Below are 25,561 nucleotides of genomic sequence, written 5' to 3'. Positions count from 1 at the left end.
GTGTCGAGTAGATGACTCGTAGCATCAAGAAGGGCCCCTTCGTCGACGCCCACCTGCAGAAGAAAGTCGACGAGCAGAACGAGAAGGGTACGCACAACGTCATCAAGACGTGGTCCCGTCGTTCGATGATCACCCCTGATTTCATCGGACACACCTTTGCCGTTCACGATGGTCGCAAGCATGTTCCGGTGTTCGTCACCGAATCCATGGTTGGCCACAAGCTCGGTGAGTTCGCCCCGACCAAGACCTTCAAGGGTCATGTGAAGGACGACAAGAAGGCACGCCGCTAAAGGAGAGTAAGGACACATGGAAGCTAAAGCAATCGCTCGTCACGTCCGCGTGACGCCGCGCAAGGCTCGCCGTATGGTCGACCTCATCCGAGGCAAGAAGGCGACCGAAGCCATCACCATTCTGAAGTTCGCTCCGCAGGACGCATCCCTTCCGGTGCGTAAGGTCCTGGAGAGCGCCATCGCGAACGCTCGCGTGAAGGCCGACAAGGCCGGCGAGCCGTTCCGTGAGAACGACCTGGTCGTGAAGGAGACCTATGTGGACGAAGGCGTGACGCTCAAGCGTTTCCGCGCTCGTGCACAGGGCCGTGCCGCTCGTATCAACAAGCGCACCAGCCACATCACGGTCGTCGTCGCTAACAAGGAAGGAAACCGCTAAAGATGGGTCAGAAGATCAATCCGTTTGGCTACCGCCTGGGAATCACTGAGAACCATCGTTCCAAGTGGTTCTCCGATTCCAACAAGGTTGGCGAACGCTACCGCGACTTCGTTCTCGAAGATGACGCCATCCGCAAGGCCATGAGCAAGGATCTTGAGCGTGCGGGCGTGTCCCGTATCGTCATCGAGCGTACCCGCGACCGCGTGCGTGTGGATATCCACACCGCTCGCCCGGGCATCGTCATCGGCCGCCGTGGCGCCGAAGCTGAGCGCGTTCGCGCCAAGCTCGAGAAGCTCACCGGCAAGCAGGTCCAGCTCAACATCTTCGAAGTGAAGAACGCAGCACTGGACGCCCAGCTCGTCGCACAGGGCATCGCTGAGCAGCTGACCAACCGCGTGACCTTCCGTCGCGCGATGCGTAAGGCCCAGCAGGATGCCATGCGTGCAGGCGCCAAGGGTATCCGTATCAAGCTCTCCGGCCGCCTTGGTGGCGCCGAAATGAGCCGTTCCGAGTTCTATCGCGAGGGTCGCGTTCCGCTGCAGACCCTGCGTGCCCTCATCGATTACGGCTTCTTCGAGGCCAAGACCACTTACGGCCGCATCGGCGTGAAGGTCTGGATCTACAAGGGCGATATGACCGAGCGTGAGTTCGAAGAGCAGCAGGCACAGCAGGGCAACAACCGCCAGGGCCGTCGCGGCGATCGCCGTCCGCGCCGTGGTCAGCGTAACGCTGCCCAGCAGCAGAACGCAGCAGCAGAGGCTCCGGCCGCAGCTGAGGCACCTGCCGCAACGGAAACGAAGGAGTGAGCTGAGAAATGCTTATCCCAAAGAGAACCAAGTATCGTAAGCAGCACCGTCCGGTCCGCCGTGGTATGTCCAAGGGCGGCAACGAGATCGCATTCGGCGATTTCGGTATTCAGGCTCTTGCTCCAGCTTATGTGACCAACCGTCAGATCGAGGCCGCTCGTATCGCCATGACCCGCTACATCAAGCGTGGTGGCCGCGTGTGGATCACGATCTTCCCGGATCGTCCGCTGACCAAGAAGCCGCTCGGCACCCGAATGGGTTCCGGTAAGGGTACTCCGGAATTCTGGATCGCTAACGTCCACCCGGGTCGCGTCATGTTCGAGATCGGTGGCGTGTCCGAGGATGTCGCTCGCGAGGCTCTGCGCCGCGCAATCGACAAGCTCCCTATGAAGTGCCGTGTTATTGCTCGTGAAGGCGGTGACATCTGATGGCAGTCGGAACTGCAGACTACACCATGAAGAATCTGAACGAGAAGACCAACGAGGAGATCGAGGGCTTCCTCAAGAAGTCCAAGGAAGAGCTGTTCAACCTGCGCTTCCAGTCCGCGACCGGTCAGCTCGAAAATACCGCCCGCCTCAAGGCGGTCAAGCACGACATCGCCAGGATGTACACCGTCCTGCGCGAGCGTGAGCTCGGCATCAGCCAGGCCCCCGAGGCGACCGAAACGAAAGCTGAGGAGAAGTAATGGCTGAAGAGCGTAACTTCCGCAAGGTTCGTCGCGGTTACGTCGTGTCCGATAAGATGGACAAGACGATTTCCGTCGAGCTCGAGCAGCGTTCGACCCACCCGCTGTACGGCAAGGTCGTGCGTTCCACTCGTACGGTCAAGGTCCATGATGAACACAACGAGGCTCACATTGGCGACCTCGTGAGTATTATGGAGACTCGGCCCCTGAGCAAGACCAAGCGTTGGCGTCTCGATACCATCATCGAGCGCGCTAAGTAAATAAGTTCGGCAAGGCTCCGTGAGTCACCCCGCCTGCTTCAAGCAGGCAGGCGGGGTGCTTGGGGAGAACCAGCTCGGCTAAGGAGAATCAATGATTCAGCAGGAAACGCGGCTTCATGTCGCCGACAACACGGGTGCGAAGGAACTCCTCGCCATCCGAGTGCTCGGCGGATCGAAGCGACGCTATGCCGGCATCGGCGACGTGATCGTCGCCTCCGTCAAGGACGCCATCCCTGGCGGGTCGGTCAAGAAGGGCGACGTCGTCAAGGCTGTCGTCGTCCGCACTGTCAAGGAGCACCGTCGTGTGGACGGCTCCTACATCAAGTTCGACGAGAACGCTGCCGTCATTCTCGGCTCTGGCCGTGAACCGAAGGGCACTCGTATCTTCGGACCGGTCGGTCGTGAACTGCGCGACAAGCGCTTCATGAAGATCGTGTCCCTCGCCCCGGAGGTGATCTGACATGGCAGCCAAGATTAAGAGCGGCGACCTGGTCAAGGTCATTCGCGGCAAGGATCGCGGCAAGGAGGGCACCGTCAAGCAGGTGCTCAAGGACGATCGTCTGATCGTTGAAGGCGTGCAGATCGTCAAGAAGCACGTTCGCGCTACGCAGCAGGGCCAGCAGGCCGGCATCGTGGCTGTCGAGGCTCCGATCCATCGCTCCAACGTGATGGTCATCGATCCGGAGACCAAGCAGCCGACCCGCGTGCGCATCGTCGAAAAGGAAGAGGCTCGCGACGGCAAGGTGAAGACCGTGCGTGTGCGTGTTGCCAAGAAGTCCGGAAAGGAGCTGGCATGACCGATACCACTGTCGAAGCGCCGGCAACTCCGCGCTTGAAGCAGAAGTACAACGAGCAGATCGTGCCGGAGCTGGAGAAGGAATTCCACTACTCCAACCCGATGCAGGTCGCTCGCGTCCAGAAGGTCGTCGTCTCCATGGGCGTTGGCGCCGCTGCTCGCGACTCCAAGCTTATCGAAGGCGCAGTCAAGGACCTCACCCTGATCACCGGCCAGAAGCCGAAGATCACCAAGGCTAAGAAGTCCGTCGCACAGTTCCACCTGCGCGAAGGACAGGCCATCGGCGCTTACGTCACCCTGCGTGGCGAGCGTATGTGGGAGTTCCTGGATCGCCTTCTGACCATGGCTCTGCCGCGTATCCGCGATTTCCGTGGCATCAACGGCAACCAGTTCGACGGTCAGGGCAACTACAACTTTGGCCTCACTGAGCAGTCCATGTTCCACGAGATCGATCCGGATTCGATCGATCACCAGCGCGGTATGGACATCACCGTGGTGACCAGCACCAAGGACGACAAGGAAGCTCGCGTGCTCCTGAAGCACCTCGGCTTCCCCTTCAAGGAGAACTGATATGGCAAAAACCGCTCTTAAGAACAAGGCGGCCGCTAAGCCGAAGTTCAAGGTGCGCGCTTATACGCGTTGCCAGGTCTGCGGTCGTCCTCACTCCGTCTACCGCAAGTTCGGCCTTTGCCGCATCTGCCTTCGTGAGAAGGCCCACCGCGGCGAGCTGCCCGGCGTTACGAAGTCCAGTTGGTAAATAACGACGCTGAAGGTCCGCGGCCCAATCGCTCAATGGAGCGTGCGGGCGGCGGAAACCACGGCGAGAAAGGGCAATAAGCCCAAATGACAATGACAGATCCGATCGCAGACATGCTTACGCGTCTGCGTAATGCGAGCGCGGCAAAGCACGAGACCGTGGATATGCCGTACTCCAAGTTCAAGGCGAACATCGCCGAGATCCTGAAGCGTGAAGGCTACATCAAGGACTTCACCGCCAAGGAAGCCAAGGTCGGCCAGACTCTCGAGGTCACCCTCAAGTACGGTCCGAACGGCGAGCGTTCCATCCAGGGCATCAAGCGCATCTCCAAGCCGGGCCTGCGTCGCTACGCAAAGTCCGATGCTCTGCCGATGCCGCTCGGTGGCCTTGGCATCGCAATCATCTCGACTAGCTCGGGACTGCTGACCCAGAAGGAATGCCTCGATCGAGGCATCGGCGGCGAAATCGTCGCTTTCGTTTGGTGAGAAAGGAGAGCTGAAACATGGCATCGCATATTGGTAAGCTCCCCGTCACCATTCCTGCTGGCGTGGAAGTCAAGATCGACGGTCAGTCCTTCACCGCCAAGGGCGCCAAGGGCACTGACTCCTACGAGATTCCGGAAGGCATCACCGCTCAGGTCGAAGGCAACGAGATCATCCTCGTTCCGGCTGACGATCTGCGTCCGACCCGTGCAAAGCACGGCCTGGCTCGTTCCATCGTGGCGAGCATGGTCAAGGGCGTGCACGAGGGTTACGCCAAGACTCTGGACATCATCGGCACCGGTTACCGTGCTCAGGCGAAGGGCAAGGGTATCGAGTTCTCCCTCGGTTACTCCCACACCATTACCGTTGAGCCGCCGGAAGGTATCGAGTTCGAACTGCCGAATCCGAACCAGGTGATCGTCAAGGGTATCGACAAGCAGGCTGTCGGCCAGTGCGCCGCTAACATCCGCAAGCTTCGCGCTCCGGAACCCTACAAGGGCAAGGGCATCAAGTACTCGGATGAACGCATCCTGCGCAAGGCTGGAAAGGCTGGTAAGTAATGAGCGTCCAGATTTTCGGTAAGGGCAAGAAGGTCGCGCTTCAGCGCCGTCACGCTCGTCTGCGCAAGCGCATCAGCGGTACCCCGGAGCTCCCGCGTCTGGTGGTTACCCGTTCCAACCGTCACATGGTTGCCCAGATCATCGATGACACCAAGGGCATTACCTTGGTGAGCGAATCCACTCTGATGAGCGATTTCGCAGGTTTCGAAGGCACCAAGACCGAAGCTGCCAAGAAGGTCGGCGAACTGATTGCCAAGAAGGCTCAGGACGCAGGCATCACCGCGGTTGTGTTCGATCGTGGCGGCAACAAGTATCATGGCCGCGTCGCAGCTGTCGCTGAAGGCGCCCGCGAGGGAGGTCTGGCACTGTGAGCGACAACGAAAAGGAAACCCAAGTGGCTGAAGAAACTCAGAACACTCAGGCTGCTGCTGAAGCTACCAACGAGGATCGCAAGTCCCGTCGTGGCCAGCGTGGTGAGGGTCGTCGTGGCGAGCGTCGCAACCGTCGTGAGGAATCTCACGAGAACGAGATGCTCGATCGCGTGGTGACCATCAACCGTGTGTCCAAGACCCACAAGGGTGGTCGTACGTTCAGCTTCGCTGCCCTCGTGGTGGTTGGCGACGGCAACGGCACCGTGGGTGTCGGCTACGGCAAGTCCCGTGAGGTCCCGGCTGCAATCGCTAAGGGCCAGCTGGATGCCAAGAAGCACATGTTCACCGTTCCGCGCATCAAGGGCACCGTCACTCACCCGGTGATCGGCCATGATGCTGCTGGCACCGTGCTCCTGCGTCCGGCTGCTCCGGGTACCGGCGTTATCGCCGGCGGTGCGGTCCGCGCCGTCATGGAATGCGCTGGCATCACCGACGTCCTGACCAAGTCGATGGGCTCCGCCACCGCCGTTAACGTGGTGCGCGCAACCGTCGACGCTCTCAAGAAGCTCGAAGAGCCGGAAGAGATCGCAGCCCGTCGTGGCATGTCCCTCGAAGAGGTGGCTCCTGACTCCCTGCTGCGTGCTCGCGCCGAAGGCATCGCCGAGGCTCGTAAGGCCCGTGAAGAAGCACAGGCCAAGGCCGCTCAGAAGGACGGTGAGTGATGACTAACCTGAACATCAAGCTGCACCACGGTCTGGTGAACTCCACTCCGAAGCAGCGTGCTGCGGCTCAGACTCTGGGCCTGAACAAGATTGGCAAGACCGTGACCCGTGAAGACACGCCGGCCCTCCGTGGCCAGCTGCTGGTCCTCCGTCACCTGGTCACCGTTGAGGAGGCTGACTGATTATGGCAGATATTCTGCAGATGCATGACCTGAAGCCGGCTCCGGGCGCCAAGAAGGATCGCACTCGCGTCGGCCGTGGTGAAGGCTCCAAGGGTAAGACCTCGGGCCGTGGCGACAAGGGCACCAAGAAGCGTTACCAGGTTCGTCCGGGCTTCGAAGGTGGCCAGCTGCCGCTGTACATGCGCCTTCCGAAGCTGCGTGGCTTCAAGAGCCCGTTCAAGAAGGAATATCAGGTCGTCAACGTTGCTGCTCTCGCGGAACTGTTCCCGCGGGGTGGCGAAATCACCGTTGCCGATCTGGTCGCCAAGGGTGCCGTGCGTGACGGCTACCCGGTCAAGGTCCTGGGCGACGGCGAGGTTTCGGCAGCCTACACCATCAAGGGTGTTAAGGCTTCCGCTTCCGCCAAGTCCAAGATCGAGGCTGCCGGCGGCTCCATCTCCGAGGACTGATTCCAAGGAATGTAGAGCTGACTGAAGCTTGCAAGTGAGGCTTCTCCCGCTTAGACGGGGGAGGCCTCACTTCGTTTTGGTCCAGTACGGGGAACAAAACGAAAACAATGCCTCGAAATCTTGTAAAAAACCGACAAAGGATGGAACACTCCACGTGTAGGTAGACGCCGTACGCTAGACTCGATCGGTAGAGTCTGTTTTGCATGGGTGCGCAGGCGCGCACGTCGATGGAAGGAATCCCAGGTGAGGACGTTAATCCAGGCCTTGAAAACCAAGGAGTTGAGGAACAAGATCCTCTTCACTCTTGGTATCATCATCATTTATCGTATTGGTTCGTTCATTCCGACCCCAGGCGTCGACTATAAGGTCGTTCAGCAGTGCCTCGGTTCGATGGATAGCACCTCCGAAAACTTCATTGGTCTGGTGAACCTCTTCTCCGGCGGCGCTATGTTGCAGCTATCGATCTTCGCACTGGGCGTTATGCCGTACATCACGGCATCCATCGTCATCCAGCTGCTGCGCGTGGTGATTCCCCGCTTCGAGGCGCTGCACAAGGAAGGCCAGTCCGGCGAAGCCAAACTGACCCAGTACACCCGTTACCTGACCATCGGCCTCGCTGTGCTGCAGTCCACCACCATTCTGGTGACCGCCCGCTCCGGCGCCCTGTTCAACTACCGGTGCTCCCAGGTTGTGCCTGACGGTTCCGTCTGGAACCTCGTGGTCATGGTGCTCATCATGACTGGCGGCACCGGCCTCATCATGTGGATGGCCGAATTGATCACCGATAAGGGTCTTGGTCAGGGTATGTCCATCCTTATCTTCATGTCCATCTGCTCCGGCTTCCTGCCGCAGCTTTGGGAGATCGGTTGGGGCACCAAAGGCACCGATGGCAATTGGGCGAAGTTTGCCGCGGTCGTCGGTGTGCTGCTGGTCATCATGATCCTCGTCATCTACGTCGAGCTTTCCCAGCGTCGTATTCCGGTGCAGTACACCCGTCGTATGATCGGTCGTAAGATGTACGGCGGATCCTCCACCTACCTGCCGCTGAAGATCAATATGAGCGGCGTTATTCCACCGATCTTCGCGTCCTCCATTCTGGCCATCCCGACCCTGATCGCACAGTTCGGCAAATCCGACCAGTCCTGGGTCAAGTGGATCAACTCCAACTTGGCCAACACCACTTCCGTGTGGTACATCGCACTGTACGCGTTGATGATCGTGTTCTTCTGCTTCTTCTACACGGAAATCACCTTCAACCCGGACGAAACCGCGGACAACATGAAGCAGTACGGCGGCTTCATTCCTGGAATCCGCGCAGGCAGCGCCACCAGCCGTTACCTGAGCTACGTGATGAACAGGCTCAACACCGTCGGTGCCGTGTACCTACTATTCGTGGCGCTTATTCCGACCGTGCTCATCATGGCGCTTGACCTCAACACCAAGTTGCCGTTCGGCGGCACCACCATCCTGATCATCGCAGGCGTCGGCCTTGACACCCTGCGCCAGGCCAAGGCCCAGACCGAACAGTTCCAGTACGCTGGATTCCTGTTCGAGGGCACTGACCACAAGGAAGGCAAGTAAAACCTCAAAATCGTGATACCGTTTCGACGTGAAGCGGTATCACGATTTTCATGTAACCAATCGAGAATCAGAAAGCCTCGCAAGAGGCTCAATGAAACGGAGAATAACATGCGACTGCTGATTATGGGACCGCAGGGCGTCGGCAAGGGCACCCAGGCTGCGCTGCTGAGCGAGCACTACGGTATTCCGGCAATCTCCACCGGCGATATCTTCCGCTACAACATCAAGAACAAGACCGAGCTCGGTGTTGAGGCACTGAAGTACATCGACAAGGGCGAGCTGGTTCCGGACGAGCTGACCAACAAGATCGTCAAGGATCGTCTGGCCATGGATGATGCCAAGAACGGTTGGATCCTCGACGGCTATCCGCGCAACGCATCCCAGGTTGAGGCGCTGGACGCCATCCTCGCCGATCTGAACACTCCTCTGGACGCTGTGGTGGCTCTTGACGCTGACCATGACGTGCTTATGGAGCGCATGAAGAAGCGTGCCGAGATCGAAGGCCGTTCCGACGACACTCCGGAAGCCATCGCCAAGCGTCTTGATGTGTATGCCAAGGAAACCGCTCCGTTGCTGGCCACCTATGAAGAGCGCGGGCTGCTGAAGACCTTCAACGGCGTCGGTTCCGTTGAAGAGATCCAATCCACCATCGTGGCTGAGCTTGGCTGATATAGCTGAAAATCGGGCAGATTCAAATCGTATGCAACGATAAGAAAGCCCAATAAAATACCACAAATCAATCGAAAACGGGAATTGCGACACGCCGAACGTGCCGTAGTTCCCGTTTTCGTGTATTCTTGCAAGTTGGTGTGTCTTCGGGCACGCATAGTAATCGCCAAAGAACGGAACGAGGCTCATGGCTAAAGACGGTGTGATTGAAGTCGAAGGACAGGTAGTGGAAGCACTGCCGAACGCGATGTTCCGCGTTGAACTCGAGAACAAGCATATCGTGCTCGCAACCATCTCGGGCAAGATGAGGAAGAACTATATTCGCATTCTGCCGCAGGATCGTGTTGTGCTGGAAATGAGCCCTTATGATCTGAACCGCGGCCGTATTACGTACCGTTACAAGTAAGGTACACAAGCAAAGGAAAACCATGAAGGTCAGCCCTAGTGTGAAGAGGATCTGCGAGAACTGCCGCGTGATCCGTCGTCACGGCCGCGTCATGGTGATCTGCGTCAACCCGCGCCACAAGCAGCGTCAGGGCTGAGAGCAGATCCAGCGGCATAATAAGTACAGGCGCTGAGTCACAGATCGCGCAAGCGGTATGAACCCCGGGTACGCAGGCCCGGGCCGGGAAACCGGACGACTCGGTGCAAGACCTGCGGAAAACAGAAGGAATCGCAATGGCACGTCTTGCCGGAGTCGACATCCCCAATGAGAAGCGCATCGAGATCGCCCTCACCTACATCTTTGGTGTGGGTCGCACTCGTGCCAAGGAAACGCTTGCCGCGACCGGTATCAACCCGGACATTCGCGTCAAGGATCTGACGGATGAGCAGCTGATCACGCTGCGCGACTACCTCGAGGGTAACTACAAGATCGAGGGCGATCTGCGTCGTGAAATCGATGCGGATATCCGTCGTAAGATTCAGATCAACTGCTACCAAGGCCAGCGTCACCGCAAGGGACTTCCTGTGCGCGGTCAGCGCACCAAGACCAATGCTCGTACCCGCAAGGGCCCGAAGCGCACGGTCGCCGGAAAGAAGAAGGCCACCAAGTAATAGGTGGCTGTCAGTTCAGACCACGAGACGTAAGTTTCATCGCCTGAACAACAAAGCAAATTCGTTATTAGGAAACGAGGGTCAATGGCAGCTCAAAAGCAAGCCGCGCGCAAGCCGCGTCGCCGCGACCGCAAGTCGGTCCCGGTTGGGCAGGCGCACATCAAGTCCACTTTCAACAACACTATTATTTCGATCACCGACCCGTCCGGCGCAGTTGTGTCTTGGGCGTCCGGTGGCGATGTCGGTTTCAAGGGCTCCCGTAAGTCCACGCCGTACGCCGCTGGTATGGCCGCTGAATCCGCAGCCCGCAAGGCTATGGAGCACGGTCTGAAGAAGGTCGACGTGTTCGTGAAGGGCCCGGGTTCCGGTCGTGAAACCGCTATCCGTTCCTTGCAGTCCGCCGGACTCGAAGTCGGTTCCATCACCGACGTCACCCCGCAGGCACACAACGGCGTTCGTCCTCCGAAGCGCCGTCGCGTCTGAGCACTAGAAGAAATCATCAATCCAACGCCGCTTATGGCCGGTGAGTGCACCACCGGCCTGAAGCTGAAAGGATAACCACAGTGCTTATCGCACAGCGTCCGACACTTACCGAGGAATCTCTCAACCCTCAGCGTTCCCGCTTCACCATCGAGCCTCTCGAGCCTGGTTTCGGCTACACGCTTGGCAACTCGCTGCGCCGTACCCTCCTGAGCTCCATCCCTGGAGCGGCTGTGACTTCGGTGCGTATCTCCGGCGTCCCGCATGAGTTCACCACTCTGCCGGGTGTTGAAGAGGACGTTACCGAGATCCTGTTGAACATCAAGGGCATCGTGCTCACCAGCGAATACGATGAGCCGGTTGTCATGTATCTGCGCAAGAGCGGCAAGGGCGAGGCCACCGCGGGTGATATCACTCCGCCGGCCGGCGTCACTATCGCCAACCCGGATATGCATATCGCAACTCTCGCTGAAGATGGCGAGCTCGAGATCGAGTTCACCGTCGAGCGTGGCCGCGGTTATGTGCCAGCCCAGATGAACAAGCAGGATAACGCCGAGATCGGCCGTATCCCGGTCGACTCGATTTACTCCCCGGTGCTCAAGGTGAGCTATCGCGTGGAAGCCACTCGCGTTGAACAGCGCACTGACTTCGACAAGCTCATCCTGGACGTGGAGACCAAGCCGGCAATCTCCCCGCGTGATGCTGTTGCATCCGCAGGCTCCACCTTGGTGGAACTCTTCGGCCTGTGCCGCGAGCTCAACACCCAGGCTGAGGGCGTCGAGGTTGGACCTGCCCCGGTGGCAGAGGAAACCAACCCGGAGATGGCCGTTCCGATCGAGGATCTCAACCTCACCCAGCGCAGCTACAACTGCCTGAAGCGCGAGGGCATCCACACGATCGGCGAGCTGGTCGCCCACACCGAGCAGGATCTGCTCGACATCCGCAATTTCGGTATGAAGTCCATTGACGAAGTCAAGGAAAAGCTCCAGTCCTTGGGTCTGGCCCTCAAGGCTTCCCCGCTGGGCAACTTCGATACCAACAACCTCGAAGGCGGCACTTTCTTCTCGCCGGAAGACGAGTGATTCGCCGCTTTTGACCTAACCGCTTCGTCGGATTCGGATGTTCGGGCAACTGCCCACCTGAGTCCGACGGGGCTTTCAAGGAGAAACAATGCCTACACCAAAGAAGGGTCCGCGTCTGGCCTCCAGCCCGGCTCATGAGCGTCTTATGCTCGCGAACATGGCTACCAGCCTGTTCCAGCGTGGCCGCATCACCACCACCCTGCCGAAGGCCAAGCGCCTTCGTCCGCTGGCTGAGCGTCTGATCACGCTCGCCAAGCGTGGTGATCTGCACAGCCGTCGTCGCGTGATGCGTGTCATCCGCAACAAGTCCGTCGTGCACAAGCTGTTCACCGAGATTGCCGAGCAGATGGAGCAGCGTGAGGGTGGCTACACCCGCATCGTCAAGATTGCTCCGCGTCGTGGCGATGCCGCTCCGGCAGCCATCATCGAGCTCGTCACCGAGCCGGTGAGCCCGAAGCAGGCCGTGGTCAAGGAAGCCGAAGCCGCAACCAAGGTTGCCGCTGAAGAAGCTCCGGTTGTCGAAGAGGCACCGGTTGAGGCTCAGGAAGCCACCGCAGAGAAGGCCGAGTGATTGGCATCAAGCAGGCTTGACTAGCTGATGAAAAGGCTGGGAATCGAAAGGTTCCCAGCCTTTTTGTTATGCGTTGTCATATGTTGTTATGCGCCTTTTGTTATGCTCATTGCCGTGAGATTACGTATCGACTTGGCATATGACGGCACCGATTTCTACGGATGGGCGAAACAGCCTGACATGCGTACTGTGCAGGGAGAAATCGAACGAGTGCTGCATACCGTTCTTCGTGTACCGGAAGGCGATGATGACGAGCCGCTGCGCCTGACCGTCGCGGGTCGTACCGATACCGGCGTGCATGCGTCGCACCAAGTTTGCCATCTCGACATCAATGAGGAGACGCTTGCACGTTGCGTCGGGCATATGCAGGTCGAACCGGTGATGGCGTTGAAGCGACGGCTGCAACGCATGCTGCCGAATGACATCGCCATTCGTTCCATCGAGGAAGCTCCCGAAGGATTCGACGCACGTTTCTCCGCACTGGAACGCACTTACGTATATCGCATTGCCGACCGATCAAGCGAAGTCGATCCACGTATCCGCAATTGCGTGCTGCATATCGACGATGATCTCAACATCGAAGCTATGAACAAGGCAGCTGAAATGACTATCGGCCTGCATGATTTCGGCTCGTTCGCAACCCCGAATCCTGGAGGCACCACCATACGCGAGGTGAAAACCGCGTATTGGCGTCGTATACCGCAGCATCCGCTGATCGACGACGGAAATACGATGGGGGAGCGATATCGCACGCCTGCGGTCGAATCCGGACTGCTGTGCTTCACCATCGTTGCGGACGCTTTCGCACGCAATATGGTGCGATCGTTGGTTAATGGTTGTGTGCAGGTAGGCATCGGCAAACGTTCCGTGGATTGGTTCGCCGAAAAAATGACGACGCCGTTGCGTGAAGGCAGCACCGGTCCGATCGCTCCGCAAGGATTGACGCTGGAACATATCGAATATCCGGAAGACGACCAGTTGGCGATTCGTGCCGAAGCGATTCGTGCGAAACGTACTTTGTAAGAGCACATACTGTACGGATACACAGAAGATTGCGCTATACAATCGCACCAAATATCGCATCACAAAACCACATCACGCAATCGCAAGAAAAACGGAAAACGAGATATAGTTCGAAAAGAACACGCGAATCATGCGAAATGCCATGACGACGTTACGTCGTTCTCACGAGTCCGTGATCGAGACGCAATTGTAATAATTCGTTGCATTTTAGGGTAATCGAACGCCAGTACGTCTTCTATCGAGGATTGAGCGGCCTTAAGACAGGCATGCATTTTCAGGGGTAGAAGAAGTGTGCGACGATGAATGAAGGCATAAAAGTTGCAGATCGTCTAAAGCAATAACCTTGGCTCCTATGTGCTCCTACGTGCCACAGGGCTGTAAGCAATAAAAAAACCGAAGCGCCGTTGCTCCGGTTTTTCTACTTGCGGATAAGGCGAGATTCGAACTCGCGGAGGGGTTCGCCCTCACACGCTTTCGAGGCGTGCTCCTTAGACCGCTCGGACACTTATCCATTGTGCTACTTGAAAACAAGCAACTTCATCATTTTGCCACAGCTTTGGCGATTGTCAAATCCGATTGAGGGATTTTTGCGATGTCTGCGATTGCTCGGCGTGTCTTATTCGCGGGAACACTGCGTCGCATTGTGTGAAGACGGTTGCGCGGACAGCGTACGCAAGTCTGCGCTATGCGAATAGCGCTTCGTCGAATGCCGGATAACCCCAGTCGAGTGCCAGATCCACGCGGTTGGCGATCATGCTGGCGAGCATGCCCAGTGACTGTTCCCGGGAGTCATCCGAATGGTCGTCCGAGGTTGTTTGGGACTTCGTCGAGGCGTTCGACGAAGTCGAGCTTGTCGCAACGGCTGCGATTTCGCTGCGCGCGCAATTCATTTCCAGGACGGCATCGGTTGGCGCGTACAAGCCCGTTGCGGAATCCACGATGGTATTAGGATTGGCGAGCAGCTGCGTGACATCATAGGTTTTCGCACGATTGTCTTCGGCTCCGGAAAGAGAAATCAGGCGTTGCGAAGTGGTTTTATGACGATCGCTGATGTCAAGCGTCGCATGACCGAAGGAACGCGCGGCGAACACCTCCATCGCGAACCCCACCTGATCTTCCGCAGCAGCCATGGCTGCAAGCGAATCCGTATCGACATCAAGCGAGTCAATGCCATCGCATCGTGACAGCGTGGGCTGTGCGATGTCAATCGCAAGCCGTGAGGCCATCAATCTGACGGCGTGACGGGCCTGCGCGCTGCGCAACGTGCCATCGGCGAATCGCGCCGGGCAATATGCCGCGGTGTTGGCCCAATCTGAAACCGCCTCCTGCGCGGCAAGATAACGCATGACGATATGGCGTGACCTGTCTGCCATGATGTCGGCGTTGGCAGTCGCGTCTGCATACGCCCTTTCGCAAGGACTTGGCTGCTGTTCGGCTTCGGCGCGACCTGCGATTCGAGGAGCGGAACACGCGGCCAGTGATGCCACAAGGGCGCTCGCGCACACCAAGACGCAGGCGCGTCTGACAGTCGACAAGGCCAAGGGGAAAAACGGGGAGCGTGTCTGCATGAAACATTAGACTAATAGTCGACTGTGACCATTGGGCCGAGCGCTCGGAATAACTTCATATAGGAGGTCTTGGAAGTATGGAACTGGACCTGGCAGGAATGCACCAGCTCGCAGCTGGGCAGGGAATCGATCCCGAGACGCTGGATGCCGCACTCTCGGAAGCATTGCGACTGGCATATCTGAAAACGCCGCACGCGGCGAAGCATGCTCGTGTGGAGCTTGATCCGCGTGCCGGAAGCTTTACCGTTTGGGCTCAGGATGAGATCCCCGTCGAGCCGACCGAGGATAATCCGCACCCTGCGCCGACTCTGGGCGAGGAATATGATGACACCCCGCGCGACTTCGGCCGTCTGGCCGCCGCCACCGCGCGTCAGGTCATCAGCCAGCTGTTCCGCAAGGCCGAGGACGACAAGGTGTTCGGCGCGTTCTCCGGGCAGAAGGGCAAGCTGATCACCGGCATTGTGCAGCAGGATGTGAAGGACACCTCCAATGTGCACGTGGCCGTTGGCGACGTCGAAGCGTTGCTGCCGCGTCGTGAACAGGTGCCGGGAGAGCGTTACCGCCATGGTGAGCGCATCCGCGTGTATGTGGTGAATGTCGCACGTGGCCTCAAAGGCCCGGAAATCGTGGTGTCCCGCTCCCATCCCGAGCTGGTTCGCCGTCTGTTCGAACGTGAGGTTCCGGAACTGGTTTCCGGTGCCGTCTCGATCATGGCCATCGCGCGTGAGGCCGGTGCCCGTACCAAGATCGCGGTGCGCGCCAACACCGAGGGCGTCAATCCGAAGGGCGCTCTGATCGGCCCCGGCGGTGCTCGCGTGCGTGCGGTGATGGAGAACCTTGGGCCGGAGAAGATCGATATCGTCGACTGGTCTGCCGATCCGGCGAAGTTCGTCGCGGCGGCACTGTCTCCGGCGGTCGCCACCGGTGTGCAGGTAATCAGCGAGAAGAACCAGACCGCAATCGCCTTCATTCATGATGATCAGCTGTCGCTGGCCATCGGCAAGGAAGGCCAGAACGCACGTTTGGCCGCCAAGCTGACCGGATGGAAGATCGGCATCGAATCCGCCGAGGCACACGCCAAGAAGATGGCCGAAGCGCAGGCTTCGACCAGCGGGGAAACCGCCGAATAACCAACACTTTCAGCAGCGGTAAGCCCGTGGGCGTTCAATCCACGGGCTTGAGTATGCTGGACTCGATAATCCAAAGCGTGGGGGTACGTGCCGTCATGCCCAGGGAAAAGACGAGGTATCACGAACATGGTTGCACGATGAGAAGGAACAAGCTCGCCGTGAATCAGTAGCGGTCGCGCTCGTATGCGCGCGGCCCAAGATAGGAGAAATTGAGTGCCGAAAGCACGCGTATATGAACTTGCCAAGGAACTTGGCGTTGACAGCAAGACTGTTTTGAACAAACTTGAGGCGATGGGCGAATTTGTGAAGTCCGCATCGTCTACCGTTGAACCTCCGGTTGCCCGTAAGCTGAGGAATGCTTTCGCTTCCAACGCGCAGGGCAACGCATCCGAATCCAAGAAGCCTGCGGTCCCGGCCAAGAAGCCGGCTGCCCCGGCAGCTTCGCCTACTCCTGCGCCTCGTGCCACTCCGGCTGCTCCCGCGGCATCCGCGGCAAAGCCTGCCGCTCCAAAGCCGGCACGTCCTGCAGCGTCCAAGTCCGAAGCCCCGAAGCCCGGCCAGCGCATGCCTCGTCCGGGTGATTCCCGCCAGCATGGCAATCGTGCCAACGGCAACGCTCCGCGTCCGCAGGGCGAACGCCGTCAGGGCGGCAAGCCGGCTCCGGTTCCGGGACCTCGCGCACAGCGCAACAATAACAATACCAATGCTCCGCAGGGCGGCAATGGCAACAATGCCGCCAATGGTGCGAAGCCGCACACTCCGGGCCCACGTCCGGGTAACAATCCGTTCAGCCGCAAGCAGGGCATGCATACCCCGACTCCGGGTGACATTCCGCGTCCGCATCCGATGAACCGTCCGAACGCCAACAACAATAACAACGGCGAAGGTCGTCGCGGCGGACGCCCGGGTCAGGGCGGCGGCCAGCGTGGAGGTTTCCGTGGTCGTCCGGGCCAAGGCACCGGTGCGAAGCCGGGTCAGTGGGGCCAGCATCGCCCGGGTCAGGGCGGCGGTCAGCGTCCGGCAGGTGGTGGCAACCGTTTCGGTGGCGGCGCCAATACCAATGGTGGTGGCTTCCAGGGCGGCAACAGCGCTCCGAGCAACGGTCCGGCACGCGGCGGCGGTCGCGGTCGTGGCGGTGCCGCAGGCGCGTTCGGTCGTCAGGGCGGCAAGTCCTCGAAGGCTCGTAAGAACCGTCTAGCAAAGCGTCAGGAATTCCAGGAGATGAAGGCCCCGGTCATCGGCGGCGTGCGTATTCCTACCGGCAACGGTCAGACCGTTCGTCTGCGTCAGGGCGCATCCCTTGCCGATCTGGCCGAGAAGATCAACGTCAATCCGGCGGCACTGGTCACCGTACTGTTCCACCTTGGTGAGATGGCCACGGCAACCCAGTCCTTGGACGAATCCACCTTCCAGATCCTCGGTGAGGAAATCGGCTGGGACATCAAGATCGTGTCCGCCGAAGAGGAAGACAAGGAACTGCTGCAGCAGTTCGATATCGATCTGGACGAAGAAGAACTTCAGGAAGATGAAGATCTGAAGCCGCGTCCGCCGGTCGTCACCGTGATGGGCCATGTCGATCATGGTAAGACCCGACTGCTTGACACCATCCGTCGTACCAACGTCATCGCACGTGAGGCCGGCGGCATTACCCAGCGTATCGGTGCATACCAGGTGACCGTCGATCTCGAAGGCGAACCGCGTAAGATCACGTTCCTCGATACCCCGGGCCACGAAGCCTTCACCGCCATGCGTGCCCGTGGCGCCGAACTCACCGACGTTGCGATCCTTGTGGTCGCGGCCGATGACGGCGTGATGCCGCAGACCGTGGAAGCCATCAACCACGCTCAGGCGGCCAACGTGCCGATCGTGGTGGCCGTCAACAAGATTGATAAGCCGGGCGCGAACCCAGACAAGGTCCGTGGCCAGCTCACCGAGTACGGCCTCGTTCCGGAAGAGTACGGTGGCAACACCATGTTCGTCGACATTTCCGCCAAGCAGGGCACCAATGTCGACAAGCTGCTGGAAGCCGTGCTGCTGACCGCGGACGCCGAACTTGATCTGCGTGCCAACCCGGATATGGACGCTCGCGGTGCCACCGTGGAAGCCCGACTCGACAAGGGTCGCGGTGCCGTGGCAACCGTGCTCGTTCAGTCCGGTACTCTGCACATCGGCGATTCCATCGTCGCGGGAACGTCGTATGGCCGTGTCCGCGCCATGCTCGACGAAAACGGCACCCATATGAAGGAAGCCACGCCGTCCACTCCGGTGCAGGTGCTTGGTTTGACCTCCGTGCCGACAGCAGGCGATCTGTTCCTGGTGGCCTCCGATGACCGTACCGCACGTCAGATCGCCGAAAAGCGTCAGGCCACCGAGCGTGCGGCCCAGCTGGCCAAGCGTCGTAAGGTCGTGTCGCTCGAAAGCCTCAAGGAGCAGTTCGCCAAGGCTGAGGTCGACATGCTCAACATCGTCATCAAGGGCGATTCCTCCGGTTCCGTCGAGGCGCTGGAAGATTCCTTGATGAAGATCGAGGTGTCTGACGAGGTCGGCATCCAGGTGATCCACCGCGGTGTCGGTGCCATCACCCAGAACGATGTCAACCTGGCTACCGTCGACAAGGCCGTCATCATCGGCTTCAACGTTCGTCCGAACCGTCAGGTGGCGGATATGGCCGAACGCGAAGGCGTGGAAATCAAGTACTACTCGATCATCTACAAGGCCATCGAAGACATCGAAGCATCCCTCAAGGGCATGCTCAAGCCGGAATTCGAAGAGGTCGTCACGTCCCACTCCGAGATCCGCGAGATCTTCCGTTCTTCCAAGTTCGGCAATATCGCAGGTGTTATGGTGCAGGACGGCGAAGTCAAGCGCGGTACGAAGTGCCGTATTCTGCGCAACGGCATCGCCACTGTCAATGATCTCGAAATCTCCTCGCTGCGTCGCTTCAAGGACGATGTCAGCTCCGTCAAGGAAGGCTACGAAGCGGGTATCAACCTCGGTTCGTTCAACGACATCGAGCTTGGCGATATCATCGAGACCTTCGAAATGCAGGAAATCGAACGCAAGTAGTCGATTGATTCGAACCAGCAATCGATAACAAGAAAGGAACGCCCACAGCTGACATACGGCTGCGGGCGTTCCGTAATACAACAGAACTTACCTGATTAAAGGACAACAATGGCAGGAACCAATCCTCGCGCCGCACGCATCGCGGCGTTGATCCAACGTGTGATCGCATCCTCCATGGAGGCGCAATTGCACGATAAGCGTCTCACAAACGTGACCATCACCGAAGTGCGTGTGACCAACGATCTGCAGATCGCCAAAGTCTATTGGACCCAGCTTGGCCGTGAAGGCCATGAGCAGGGCGAACGCCGCCGTGCACAGCAGGCACTGAACCAAGCCAAGGGTCGTCTGCGTTCCCTTGTGGGCACCAAGGCCGGTCTGCGTTTGACCCCGCAGCTCGAATTCGTATTCGACGAGGTGCCGGGCGAGGCACATGAGATCGAAGACATTCTCGCCATCGCGCGCAAGCGTGACGAAGAACTCGCCAAGGCTCGTGAAACCGCCCAGTATGCGGGCGAAGCCGATCCGTACAAGCATCCGGAAGAGGATGACGACGATGATTTCGACGATGATGACGTCGAAGTCGAAGATTGGGATGATGACGAAGAAGCCTGAACATTCCGGCCTGCTGGTCATCGACAAGCCGCAGGGGGTCACCAGCCATGACGTGGTCGCGGCCGTGCGCGGCGCCCTGCATATGAAGCGTGTCGGCCATGCTGGCACGCTCGACCCGATGGCCACCGGCGTGCTGGTGGTGGGTTTCGGCAATGCCACGCGACTGCTCAACTACATTGTCGACCATAACAAAACGTACGAGGCCACCATTCGCCTTGGACAGCGCACCACTACGGACGATGCCGAAGGCGAGCTGTTGCCGGCGGGGGAGCGGGCAGTGAACTTTCCTTCGCGTCAAGCCGTGGAACAGCTGATCACAGAACGGTTCACCGGGCGCATCGAACAGGTACCGAACGTCTACTCCGCCATTAAGGTCAATGGCCAGCGTGCCTATGATCTGGCGCGCGAAGGCAAGGATGTGGAGCTTAAGGCACGTCCTGTGACCATCGAAGAGTTCAACGTGCGGCAGGCGCGTTACGGCTACACGCATAGCGATCGTGCCGGCACGGAACTTGCTGGCGCAGTCGTGGCCGAGAGGGCAGGAGATGGATGGATTGCCGACACTGCACCGTATGAAGATATGCAGCCCGTTATGGAACTCGACGTGACCGTGACCTGTTCCGCAGGTACCTACATTCGCGCGCTCGCACGCGATCTGGGTGAGGAACTCGGGTTGGGAGGCCATCTGACGATGCTGCGACGCACACGTGTCGGCAGATTCTCAGTGAATATGCCCAACGTCATGAGCGCCCACGCTGAATCCAAAACATTCACCAATCGTGAAGGCATGGAAGTGACGCGCAATCGTGCAGTGCTTGACGATGCAGATCATGCGCTCGATCATGCGCTCGATCCCGTGGCCAGCGCTGCGGCTTCCATGAATATGCTGGCCGTGAGCGATCAGGAAGCGGCCGACTTGCGTTTCGGACGCAGAATCGCGCATGACATACGTACGACCACGGCGGCGTACGTTGAGGAAACCAACGATTTGGTCGCCATCCTCGAACGTGCGAAACGCGGTGAGGCTAAACCGGTCGCGGTATTCAACTGAACCATCCAATCAGACTACAGATACGAATTCATACACAAGAAGGACATGATGAAGACAATCACGCTCACGCCTGATGCCAGCGGCATGGTGGATTGGCCTACGCTGAGCAACGATAAGAAATCCGTGGTGACCATCGGTTCGTTCGATGGCATGCATCAGGGCCATCAGGCGGTGATTCGCCGCGTGGTGGAACTCGCCAAGAAGGAACAGTCCTTCTCCGTGGTGGTGCTGTTCGATCCACGCCCAGCGCTCGTGCACGGCTACGCGGCGCAAAACGGTGGCCAGGAGCCGCCGGCAGGCATGATCGACACGCAGGCGCTCACCAGCATGCAGGAGCGTCTGCGCGCCATCAACAAGCTGGGCGTGGATTACACGCTCATCGTGCGTTACACGCTGGCGTTCGCGGCGAAATCGTACCGATTCTTCCTTGGACAAATGGTGGGCAAGCTGGGCATGCGCGCGCTAGTGCTCGGATCCGATGCGGCCATGGGTGCGAACCGCGCCGGCGATGTGAAGGCCATCGAGAATCTGGCGCTCGCCACCGGCGTGTTCCAGCTTGACGTGGTCGACGATCGTGGACCGGGCGAAACCCGCGTGCCAGCCAATGCGAAGCCGGTTATGCCCACCGACCATGGTGAGCCGGCCGATCCGCTGGAAGGCGCGTCCAAGGCGGAACGTCGCGCATGGAGCAAGAAAAACCAGGCGAAGGCCGTGCGCGTGTGGAGCTCCACGAATGTGCGCTACCTGCTGGGCCAGGGGCGCATCAAAGACGCCGACGCGATTCTGGGACATCCGCATGCCGTGGAAGGCGCCGTGGTGCATGGCGAGGAACGTGGACGCACCATCGGCTTCCCCACGGCGAATCTGAGCGAGAATGTGGCAGGCTATCTGCCGGTCGACGGCGTATACGCCGGTTGGCTTGTGGACTTGGGCGCGAAGACGGCGGACGATGATGCGCAGGGCGCTTCCGAAGGTGTTTCGCAGCAGTTCGATTCCTCTGCCGTGGACGCGCGACTTGCCGATCATTCGCCGTATCGTTGGCCTGCTGCGATTTCCATCGGCACCAAGCCGACCTTCAACGAGGTGACCGGAATGAACGATCGCGTGGTCGAAGCCTATGCCGTCACCGACGATTGGCTTGATTTATACGATCACCAGGTACGTGTGGAATTCGTAGGATTCCTGCGTCCTCAAATCAAATTCGATTCCGCACAGGATCTGATCGACGAGCTGAAGCGCAATGTCGAGGAAACCAAGCGAATTACTGCCTGATGCTAATCACAACGATGATCGCAATAATAATCACGATAATGACAGTGATTAATGAATGCTGATATTTCCAGTAAAAACGTATCAGTATTCAAAAATAGTGGGGCTCTTACGTAAGCATCTACGTAAGAGCCCCACTAGTATAGGTTAAAAAAATAACATAATGTATATGCTTCGCGTGCATACATGCAAAAACGGTATGTAGGGTGTGTATTATCGCAACATGGCGCCAAGCGCATCCTGCAATGTGTCGACCTGAACGATCGACAATCCGGGAATTGCGATTTCTCTACGTAATGTCGGCACTACAGCGGTGGTGAAACCAAGACGGGCGGCTTCGCGCAACCGGTATTCCAATCGCGGCACCGGACGCACCTGCCCGGTCAACGAAATTTCGCCAATCGCACATGTGGTGCGGCTGATCGCCTTCGACTTCGCGGCGCTCGCCAATGCGCCGACGATCGCCAGATCGCATCCGGGCTCGCGCGCCTGGCCTCCGGCGATGGTGGAAATATACAGATCGTTCGCCAAAAGATTGACGTTGCCATGCCTGTATAGCACTGCCACCAGCATGGCGATGCGGTTGGCGTCGACGCCGTTCGCGGCACGTCGTGGCGTTGGCAGTACGGATTTGGTGACCAGCGACTGCACTTCGATGGGAAGACTGCGATGACCGTCCAACGTGAAGGTCACGCACGTGCCCTCCACCGGAGAGGGATCTGCGGAATTGGACGAGGAAAGAAACAGTCCGGACGGGTCCGTCACCTCTTCGATGCCTTCGCCGCTCATATCGAAACAGCCGACCTCATCAGTAGGGCCGAAACGGTTTTTCACCGCGCGCAGCATACGCAATGCGGTTTCGGTGTCGCCTTCGAACTGGCAGACCACATCAACCAAATGTTCCAACGTGCGCGGGCCGGCAATCGACCCGTCTTTGGTGACATGACCGACCAACAATACCGGAATATCAAGCGTTTTGGCGGTGTCGATCAGCGCGCTCGCCACTTCGCGCACCTGAGTCGAGCCTCCGGAGATGCCATCGACTTCCTGCGAGACGATGGTTTGCGCGGAATCGACGATGGCCAGCGCAGGCTTGCATTGTTCGATAAGCCCCAGCGCGGTTGACAGGTCGGTGGTGGCGGCCAGAAGCAGATTCGGTTCGACCGCGCCGATGCGCGAGGCCCTCATGCGCACCTGCGCCTGCGATTCCTCACCGGAAATATAGAGCACCGTGTTGCGTTCGGGCTGTGCTGCGGAAAGACGGGCAACATTGCCTGCGGTCTCCAGCAGCAGCGTTGATTTGCCGATACCCGGTTCGCCCGCGATAAGCGTGACGGAACCGGGAACGATGCCGCCGCCAAGTACGCGGTTGAATTCCGTGAACCCAGTGTCGATTCTGGAAATGTTTTCCGTACTGATTTCCGTGATCGGTTTCGCCGCGGAATCGGGCACTGCATGCGATAGCGTGCGCGATGTGCGTCCGGGAGCGGCGGTGCGTGACGATGCGGAGGGGCGCGCTTCATGGAATTCCTCGATGGTGCCCCACTGGCCGCATTCAGGGCAGCGGCCCAGCCATTTCGGCCCGCTCCAGCCGCATTCGGAACATACAAATTGCGAGGACGTCTTTGCCATATCGCCGACAATACGGATATTTTGGGACAATCGTTTTCGGAGATATTAAGGGGGTGCTGGTGCGGGATGATGGCGAGATCACGGTTTCTGGATTCGAGCGTCTCACGGATATGAAAGAATAACAGCCATGTCTACTACGCAAACTTCCTCTTCTCATGGCAAACTGATCGTGGCTGTCATTGCCGCCGCTTTGGTGGTCGTGCTCGCCTTGGTGTCCGCTTTCATCTGGCCCGGCTGGGCTCTGAACAAGGGCGATGAAGCGTCCACTCAGGGCACCACCACCTCGCAGGGCGCGTCGCAGGATGCCTCTGAGCCGACCACGCCGTCCATTGACGCTGTGGCGTTGCCGGATGACGCCAGCGAACTGTTGAAGGCCATGCCTGATTCCGTGTTGAATTTCGCGCGCACCAAGGCCGATGCCAGCACTTCGTGGAGCGGCGCTTCCCCGGTCGAGGAGTACACGTTGACGTATTCCACGGGCAAGGACGGTCAGGATATCACCTTGAAAGTGGCGCAATGGTCTCAGTCTGATGATGCGCAAAGTCAGTATGACAATCTGACCGGTGCCATGACCGGCAAGGAGCTGGGCGGCGGCAATGTGAAGGTTTCCGGTGAAGCGACCGGCGCCTATAGCGCCAAAACCGATCCGGACGACGAAACCAAGGCCATCGCGGTCTGGCGCAACGATACCGTGGTGTTCCAAGCCACGGGAGCCAAGGATTCGGTGCAGCGCTTCTACCAGCAGTTCCCGCTGTGATACTGCCTACGGCTGGTTGTGCGATCCTATGATTCATGCATGATTCACGTAAGATTCAGCCGTGGACCATGCGGACTGCGTTTGCCTGATCTTCCGATAAAGAGGTGCGTGCTTCCACCATATGAATGCGGTTGTGTGCGTTAGTCCCCGAAGCAGTGTAGTATTGGGCAAGTTGCAAACTTTTACCCTTTGAGTTTAAGAACGGAGGCTGAGATGGGCTCGGTCATCAAGAAGCGCCGCAAGCGCATGAGCAAGAAGAAGCACCGCAAACTGCTTCGTAAGACTCGCCACCAGCGCAAGTAGTCTTCAGGCGCGGTTGAAGCGTCGCTTAAACAAAATCCCGTATGTCTTCTTGAGGTATGCGGGATTTTTGCATATTGCAAAGAAATAAACGAAAAGTACGAGAATCGAAAATCAATAGATGCAAAAAGAAGGCTGTGCGTTCGAAGTTGAACGCACAGCCTCATATGGTTTCGTGTAGGTTCGCGAAAATCCGCGGAAAATGCGGAACTTACGCTACTTCAAACTCACTTGTTGGAGTTGGTGAGCACGCGCGGACCGTTGGGATCGCCCACGATGACCTGGTCCACCATGTGTAGGAACAGGCCATGCTCCACCACGCCAACGGTGTTGATGAGATCGTCGGCCAGAGCCTCCGGGTGTTCGATGCATTCGAGGTGCAGATCGACCACGTAGTTGTTCTCGTCGGTGCGCACCGGCTGGCCTTCGGCGTCGAGGCGAAGCACCGGCTTGTAGCCGCGGGATTCGAACTTCTTGACGACCTGGCCTGCGCCGAACGGAATCACCTCAACCGGCAGCGGGAACTTGCCGATGGTGTCCACAACCTTGGACTCGTCCACGATCCACACGATCTTGTTGGAGTTGGTGGCCACGATCTTCTCCCACAGCAGAGCGGCGCCGCCGCCCTTGATGCCGTTGAAGTTCTTGTCGACCTCGTCGGCGCCGTCGATGGTCACGTCGATGTGATCAACGTCATCGATGTCGACGATCTTGATGCCGTAGCCTTCTGCCTGCTCCTGAGTGCGGCGGGAGGTGGTCACGCCGGTGAACTCCAAGCCTTCCTCCTGCACGCGGCGGCCGAGCTCGTCGACCAGGAAGCGCACGGTCGAGCCGGTGCCCAGACCTGCGATCATGCCGTTCTGAATCAGCTTGGCAGCTTCGATGCCGGCTGCCTTCTTCAATGCGTCCTGCTGTGCCTTGTCCATGATCCTCCTTCGATATGGGGTTAAGACCGTCTCCATATTATCGGATGTGTTG

General features: G+C 58.7%; 35 protein-coding genes and 1 tRNA gene. 32 read left to right on the top strand and 4 right to left on the bottom strand.

Going from position 1 to position 25,561, the window contains the following annotated elements:
- The first annotated feature begins 11 nt into the window (after nt 1-11).
- The 25 genes from rpsS to truA all read left to right on the top strand — a co-directional run bounded on the left by rpsS (nt 12) and on the right by truA (nt 13,198).
- Complete coding sequence (rpsS, locus tag KSY55_RS00885) at nt 12-290, top strand: 30S ribosomal protein S19 (protein ID WP_003808025.1); 279 nt, start codon at nt 12-14, stop codon at nt 288-290.
- Nucleotides 291-306: 16 nt separating this feature from the next.
- The gene (gene rplV / locus KSY55_RS00880) at nt 307-666 is read left to right on the top strand and encodes a 50S ribosomal protein L22 (protein ID WP_003808026.1); all 360 of its coding nucleotides are present in this window, start codon (nt 307-309) and stop codon (nt 664-666) included.
- A 2-nt stretch (nt 667-668) separates the two neighbouring features.
- Nucleotides 669-1,472: a 30S ribosomal protein S3 gene (rpsC, locus tag KSY55_RS00875; protein WP_034879915.1), complete on the top strand. Its 804-nt coding sequence runs from the start codon at nt 669-671 to the stop codon at nt 1,470-1,472.
- Nucleotides 1,473-1,480: 8 nt separating this feature from the next.
- Entirely contained in the window at nt 1,481-1,900 is a 420-nt protein-coding gene (rplP, locus tag KSY55_RS00870) for a 50S ribosomal protein L16 (RefSeq protein WP_003835996.1), read from the top strand.
- On the top strand, nt 1,900-2,157 hold the full coding sequence (gene rpmC, locus KSY55_RS00865) for a 50S ribosomal protein L29 (RefSeq protein WP_003835994.1): 258 nt from the start codon (nt 1,900-1,902) through the stop codon (nt 2,155-2,157). Before rplP ends, rpmC begins: the two co-directional genes overlap by 1 nt.
- Nucleotides 2,157-2,417, top strand: coding sequence for a 30S ribosomal protein S17 (rpsQ, locus tag KSY55_RS00860; RefSeq protein ID WP_034879912.1), 261 nt, complete (start codon nt 2,157-2,159; stop codon nt 2,415-2,417). Before rpmC ends, rpsQ begins: the two co-directional genes overlap by 1 nt.
- A gap of 91 nt (nt 2,418-2,508) precedes the next feature.
- Nucleotides 2,509-2,877, top strand: a complete 369-nt coding sequence (rplN, locus tag KSY55_RS00855) for a 50S ribosomal protein L14 (protein WP_003808038.1) — start codon at nt 2,509-2,511, stop codon at nt 2,875-2,877.
- A 1-nt stretch (nt 2,878) separates the two neighbouring features.
- A complete protein-coding gene (gene rplX, locus KSY55_RS00850; protein ID WP_003808040.1) occupies nt 2,879-3,214 on the top strand; it encodes a 50S ribosomal protein L24 in 336 nt (111 codons plus the stop codon).
- Nucleotides 3,211-3,783: a 50S ribosomal protein L5 gene (rplE, locus tag KSY55_RS00845; protein WP_003835992.1), complete on the top strand. Its 573-nt coding sequence runs from the start codon at nt 3,211-3,213 to the stop codon at nt 3,781-3,783. The genes rplX and rplE overlap by 4 nt, the downstream gene beginning before the upstream one ends.
- Before the next feature lies 1 nt (nt 3,784).
- A complete protein-coding gene (locus KSY55_RS00840; RefSeq protein WP_003808046.1) occupies nt 3,785-3,970 on the top strand; it encodes a type Z 30S ribosomal protein S14 in 186 nt (61 codons plus the stop codon).
- A gap of 86 nt (nt 3,971-4,056) precedes the next feature.
- The gene (gene rpsH, locus KSY55_RS00835; RefSeq protein WP_003808048.1) at nt 4,057-4,455 is read left to right on the top strand and encodes a 30S ribosomal protein S8; all 399 of its coding nucleotides are present in this window, start codon (nt 4,057-4,059) and stop codon (nt 4,453-4,455) included.
- Nucleotides 4,456-4,472: 17 nt separating this feature from the next.
- On the top strand, nt 4,473-5,012 hold the full coding sequence (gene rplF, locus KSY55_RS00830) for a 50S ribosomal protein L6 (protein WP_034879910.1): 540 nt from the start codon (nt 4,473-4,475) through the stop codon (nt 5,010-5,012).
- Nucleotides 5,012-5,383 (top strand): 50S ribosomal protein L18, encoded by a 372-nt coding sequence (gene rplR / locus KSY55_RS00825; RefSeq protein WP_003835989.1) that lies wholly within the window; start codon nt 5,012-5,014, stop codon nt 5,381-5,383. The genes rplF and rplR overlap by 1 nt, the downstream gene beginning before the upstream one ends.
- Nucleotides 5,380-6,105 carry a 30S ribosomal protein S5 gene (gene rpsE / locus KSY55_RS00820; RefSeq protein ID WP_039197102.1) on the top strand — a complete coding sequence of 242 codons (726 nt, stop codon included), beginning with the start codon at nt 5,380-5,382 and terminating at the stop codon, nt 6,103-6,105. The genes rplR and rpsE overlap by 4 nt, the downstream gene beginning before the upstream one ends.
- Nucleotides 6,102-6,287 carry a 50S ribosomal protein L30 gene (gene rpmD / locus KSY55_RS00815; RefSeq protein ID WP_171842402.1) on the top strand — a complete coding sequence of 62 codons (186 nt, stop codon included), beginning with the start codon at nt 6,102-6,104 and terminating at the stop codon, nt 6,285-6,287. Before rpsE ends, rpmD begins: the two co-directional genes overlap by 4 nt.
- Nucleotides 6,288-6,289: 2 nt before the next feature.
- Nucleotides 6,290-6,736 carry a 50S ribosomal protein L15 gene (gene rplO, locus KSY55_RS00810; RefSeq protein ID WP_217749425.1) on the top strand — a complete coding sequence of 149 codons (447 nt, stop codon included), beginning with the start codon at nt 6,290-6,292 and terminating at the stop codon, nt 6,734-6,736.
- Between the two features lie 243 nt (nt 6,737-6,979).
- The gene (secY, locus tag KSY55_RS00805; protein WP_034879908.1) at nt 6,980-8,317 is read left to right on the top strand and encodes a preprotein translocase subunit SecY; all 1,338 of its coding nucleotides are present in this window, start codon (nt 6,980-6,982) and stop codon (nt 8,315-8,317) included.
- A 108-nt stretch (nt 8,318-8,425) separates the two neighbouring features.
- Complete coding sequence (locus tag KSY55_RS00800; RefSeq protein WP_034879906.1) at nt 8,426-8,986, top strand: adenylate kinase; 561 nt, start codon at nt 8,426-8,428, stop codon at nt 8,984-8,986.
- A gap of 187 nt (nt 8,987-9,173) precedes the next feature.
- Nucleotides 9,174-9,392 carry a translation initiation factor IF-1 gene (infA, locus tag KSY55_RS00795; RefSeq protein WP_003808114.1) on the top strand — a complete coding sequence of 73 codons (219 nt, stop codon included), beginning with the start codon at nt 9,174-9,176 and terminating at the stop codon, nt 9,390-9,392.
- A 22-nt stretch (nt 9,393-9,414) separates the two neighbouring features.
- Nucleotides 9,415-9,528, top strand: a complete 114-nt coding sequence (rpmJ, locus tag KSY55_RS00790) for a 50S ribosomal protein L36 (protein ID WP_003808136.1) — start codon at nt 9,415-9,417, stop codon at nt 9,526-9,528.
- 136 nt (nt 9,529-9,664) lie between these two features.
- Complete coding sequence (gene rpsM / locus KSY55_RS00785) at nt 9,665-10,042, top strand: 30S ribosomal protein S13 (RefSeq protein ID WP_003808138.1); 378 nt, start codon at nt 9,665-9,667, stop codon at nt 10,040-10,042.
- Nucleotides 10,043-10,126: 84 nt separating this feature from the next.
- Nucleotides 10,127-10,525 carry a 30S ribosomal protein S11 gene (gene rpsK / locus KSY55_RS00780; protein ID WP_003808141.1) on the top strand — a complete coding sequence of 133 codons (399 nt, stop codon included), beginning with the start codon at nt 10,127-10,129 and terminating at the stop codon, nt 10,523-10,525.
- 80 nt (nt 10,526-10,605) lie between these two features.
- Complete coding sequence (locus tag KSY55_RS00775) at nt 10,606-11,604, top strand: DNA-directed RNA polymerase subunit alpha (protein WP_003835980.1); 999 nt, start codon at nt 10,606-10,608, stop codon at nt 11,602-11,604.
- An 88-nt stretch (nt 11,605-11,692) separates the two neighbouring features.
- Nucleotides 11,693-12,175, top strand: a complete 483-nt coding sequence (rplQ, locus tag KSY55_RS00770) for a 50S ribosomal protein L17 (RefSeq protein ID WP_065441401.1) — start codon at nt 11,693-11,695, stop codon at nt 12,173-12,175.
- Between the two features lie 102 nt (nt 12,176-12,277).
- Complete coding sequence (gene truA / locus KSY55_RS00765; protein ID WP_217749424.1) at nt 12,278-13,198, top strand: tRNA pseudouridine(38-40) synthase TruA; 921 nt, start codon at nt 12,278-12,280, stop codon at nt 13,196-13,198.
- A gap of 425 nt (nt 13,199-13,623) precedes the next feature.
- On the opposite strand, the gene KSY55_RS00760 is transcribed toward truA, so the two are convergent.
- Both KSY55_RS00760 and KSY55_RS00755 read right to left on the bottom strand, forming a co-directional pair.
- A tRNA-Ser gene (locus tag KSY55_RS00760) sits at nt 13,624-13,709 on the bottom strand.
- 172 nt (nt 13,710-13,881) lie between these two features.
- The gene (locus tag KSY55_RS00755) at nt 13,882-14,571 is read right to left on the bottom strand and encodes a hypothetical protein (protein ID WP_217749423.1); all 690 of its coding nucleotides are present in this window, start codon (nt 14,569-14,571) and stop codon (nt 13,882-13,884) included.
- Between the two features lie 272 nt (nt 14,572-14,843).
- Here KSY55_RS00755 and nusA point away from each other — a divergent pair, with 272 nt between their 5' ends.
- From nusA to KSY55_RS00730, 5 genes are all read left to right on the top strand, one after another.
- Nucleotides 14,844-15,896: a transcription termination factor NusA gene (gene nusA, locus KSY55_RS00750; protein ID WP_022245496.1), complete on the top strand. Its 1,053-nt coding sequence runs from the start codon at nt 14,844-14,846 to the stop codon at nt 15,894-15,896.
- Nucleotides 15,897-16,109: 213 nt separating this feature from the next.
- On the top strand, nt 16,110-18,962 hold the full coding sequence (gene infB / locus KSY55_RS00745; protein WP_217749422.1) for a translation initiation factor IF-2: 2,853 nt from the start codon (nt 16,110-16,112) through the stop codon (nt 18,960-18,962).
- 108 nt (nt 18,963-19,070) lie between these two features.
- A complete protein-coding gene (rbfA, locus tag KSY55_RS00740) occupies nt 19,071-19,574 on the top strand; it encodes a 30S ribosome-binding factor RbfA (protein WP_022245499.1) in 504 nt (167 codons plus the stop codon).
- Complete coding sequence (truB, locus tag KSY55_RS00735; RefSeq protein ID WP_081291266.1) at nt 19,558-20,625, top strand: tRNA pseudouridine(55) synthase TruB; 1,068 nt, start codon at nt 19,558-19,560, stop codon at nt 20,623-20,625. The genes rbfA and truB overlap by 17 nt, the downstream gene beginning before the upstream one ends.
- A gap of 48 nt (nt 20,626-20,673) precedes the next feature.
- Complete coding sequence (locus KSY55_RS00730) at nt 20,674-21,897, top strand: riboflavin kinase (protein WP_080789640.1); 1,224 nt, start codon at nt 20,674-20,676, stop codon at nt 21,895-21,897.
- Nucleotides 21,898-22,107: 210 nt separating this feature from the next.
- Here KSY55_RS00730 and radA read toward each other — a convergent pair whose 3' ends face one another.
- Nucleotides 22,108-23,526 (bottom strand): DNA repair protein RadA, encoded by a 1,419-nt coding sequence (radA, locus tag KSY55_RS00725; RefSeq protein WP_138266607.1) that lies wholly within the window; start codon nt 23,524-23,526, stop codon nt 22,108-22,110.
- Nucleotides 23,527-23,653: 127 nt separating this feature from the next.
- Here radA and KSY55_RS00720 point away from each other — a divergent pair, with 127 nt between their 5' ends.
- Both KSY55_RS00720 and KSY55_RS00715 read left to right on the top strand, forming a co-directional pair.
- Complete coding sequence (locus KSY55_RS00720) at nt 23,654-24,283, top strand: hypothetical protein (RefSeq protein ID WP_004219996.1); 630 nt, start codon at nt 23,654-23,656, stop codon at nt 24,281-24,283.
- A 213-nt stretch (nt 24,284-24,496) separates the two neighbouring features.
- Nucleotides 24,497-24,586, top strand: coding sequence for an AURKAIP1/COX24 domain-containing protein (locus KSY55_RS00715; protein WP_004268639.1), 90 nt, complete (start codon nt 24,497-24,499; stop codon nt 24,584-24,586).
- 224 nt (nt 24,587-24,810) lie between these two features.
- Here the strand turns inward: KSY55_RS00715 and rpiA are convergent, their stop codons facing one another.
- Nucleotides 24,811-25,509 carry a ribose-5-phosphate isomerase RpiA gene (gene rpiA / locus KSY55_RS00710; protein WP_033524206.1) on the bottom strand — a complete coding sequence of 233 codons (699 nt, stop codon included), beginning with the start codon at nt 25,507-25,509 and terminating at the stop codon, nt 24,811-24,813.
- Nucleotides 25,510-25,561 lie beyond the last annotated feature (52 nt).

Origin of the sequence: Bifidobacterium sp. MSK.13.1 (assembly GCF_019131435.1) — a bacterium.
GTDB classification, from domain to species: Bacteria; Actinomycetota; Actinomycetes; order Actinomycetales; family Bifidobacteriaceae; genus Bifidobacterium; species Bifidobacterium pseudocatenulatum.
This window is presented reverse-complemented; position numbering and strand designations above follow the sequence as displayed.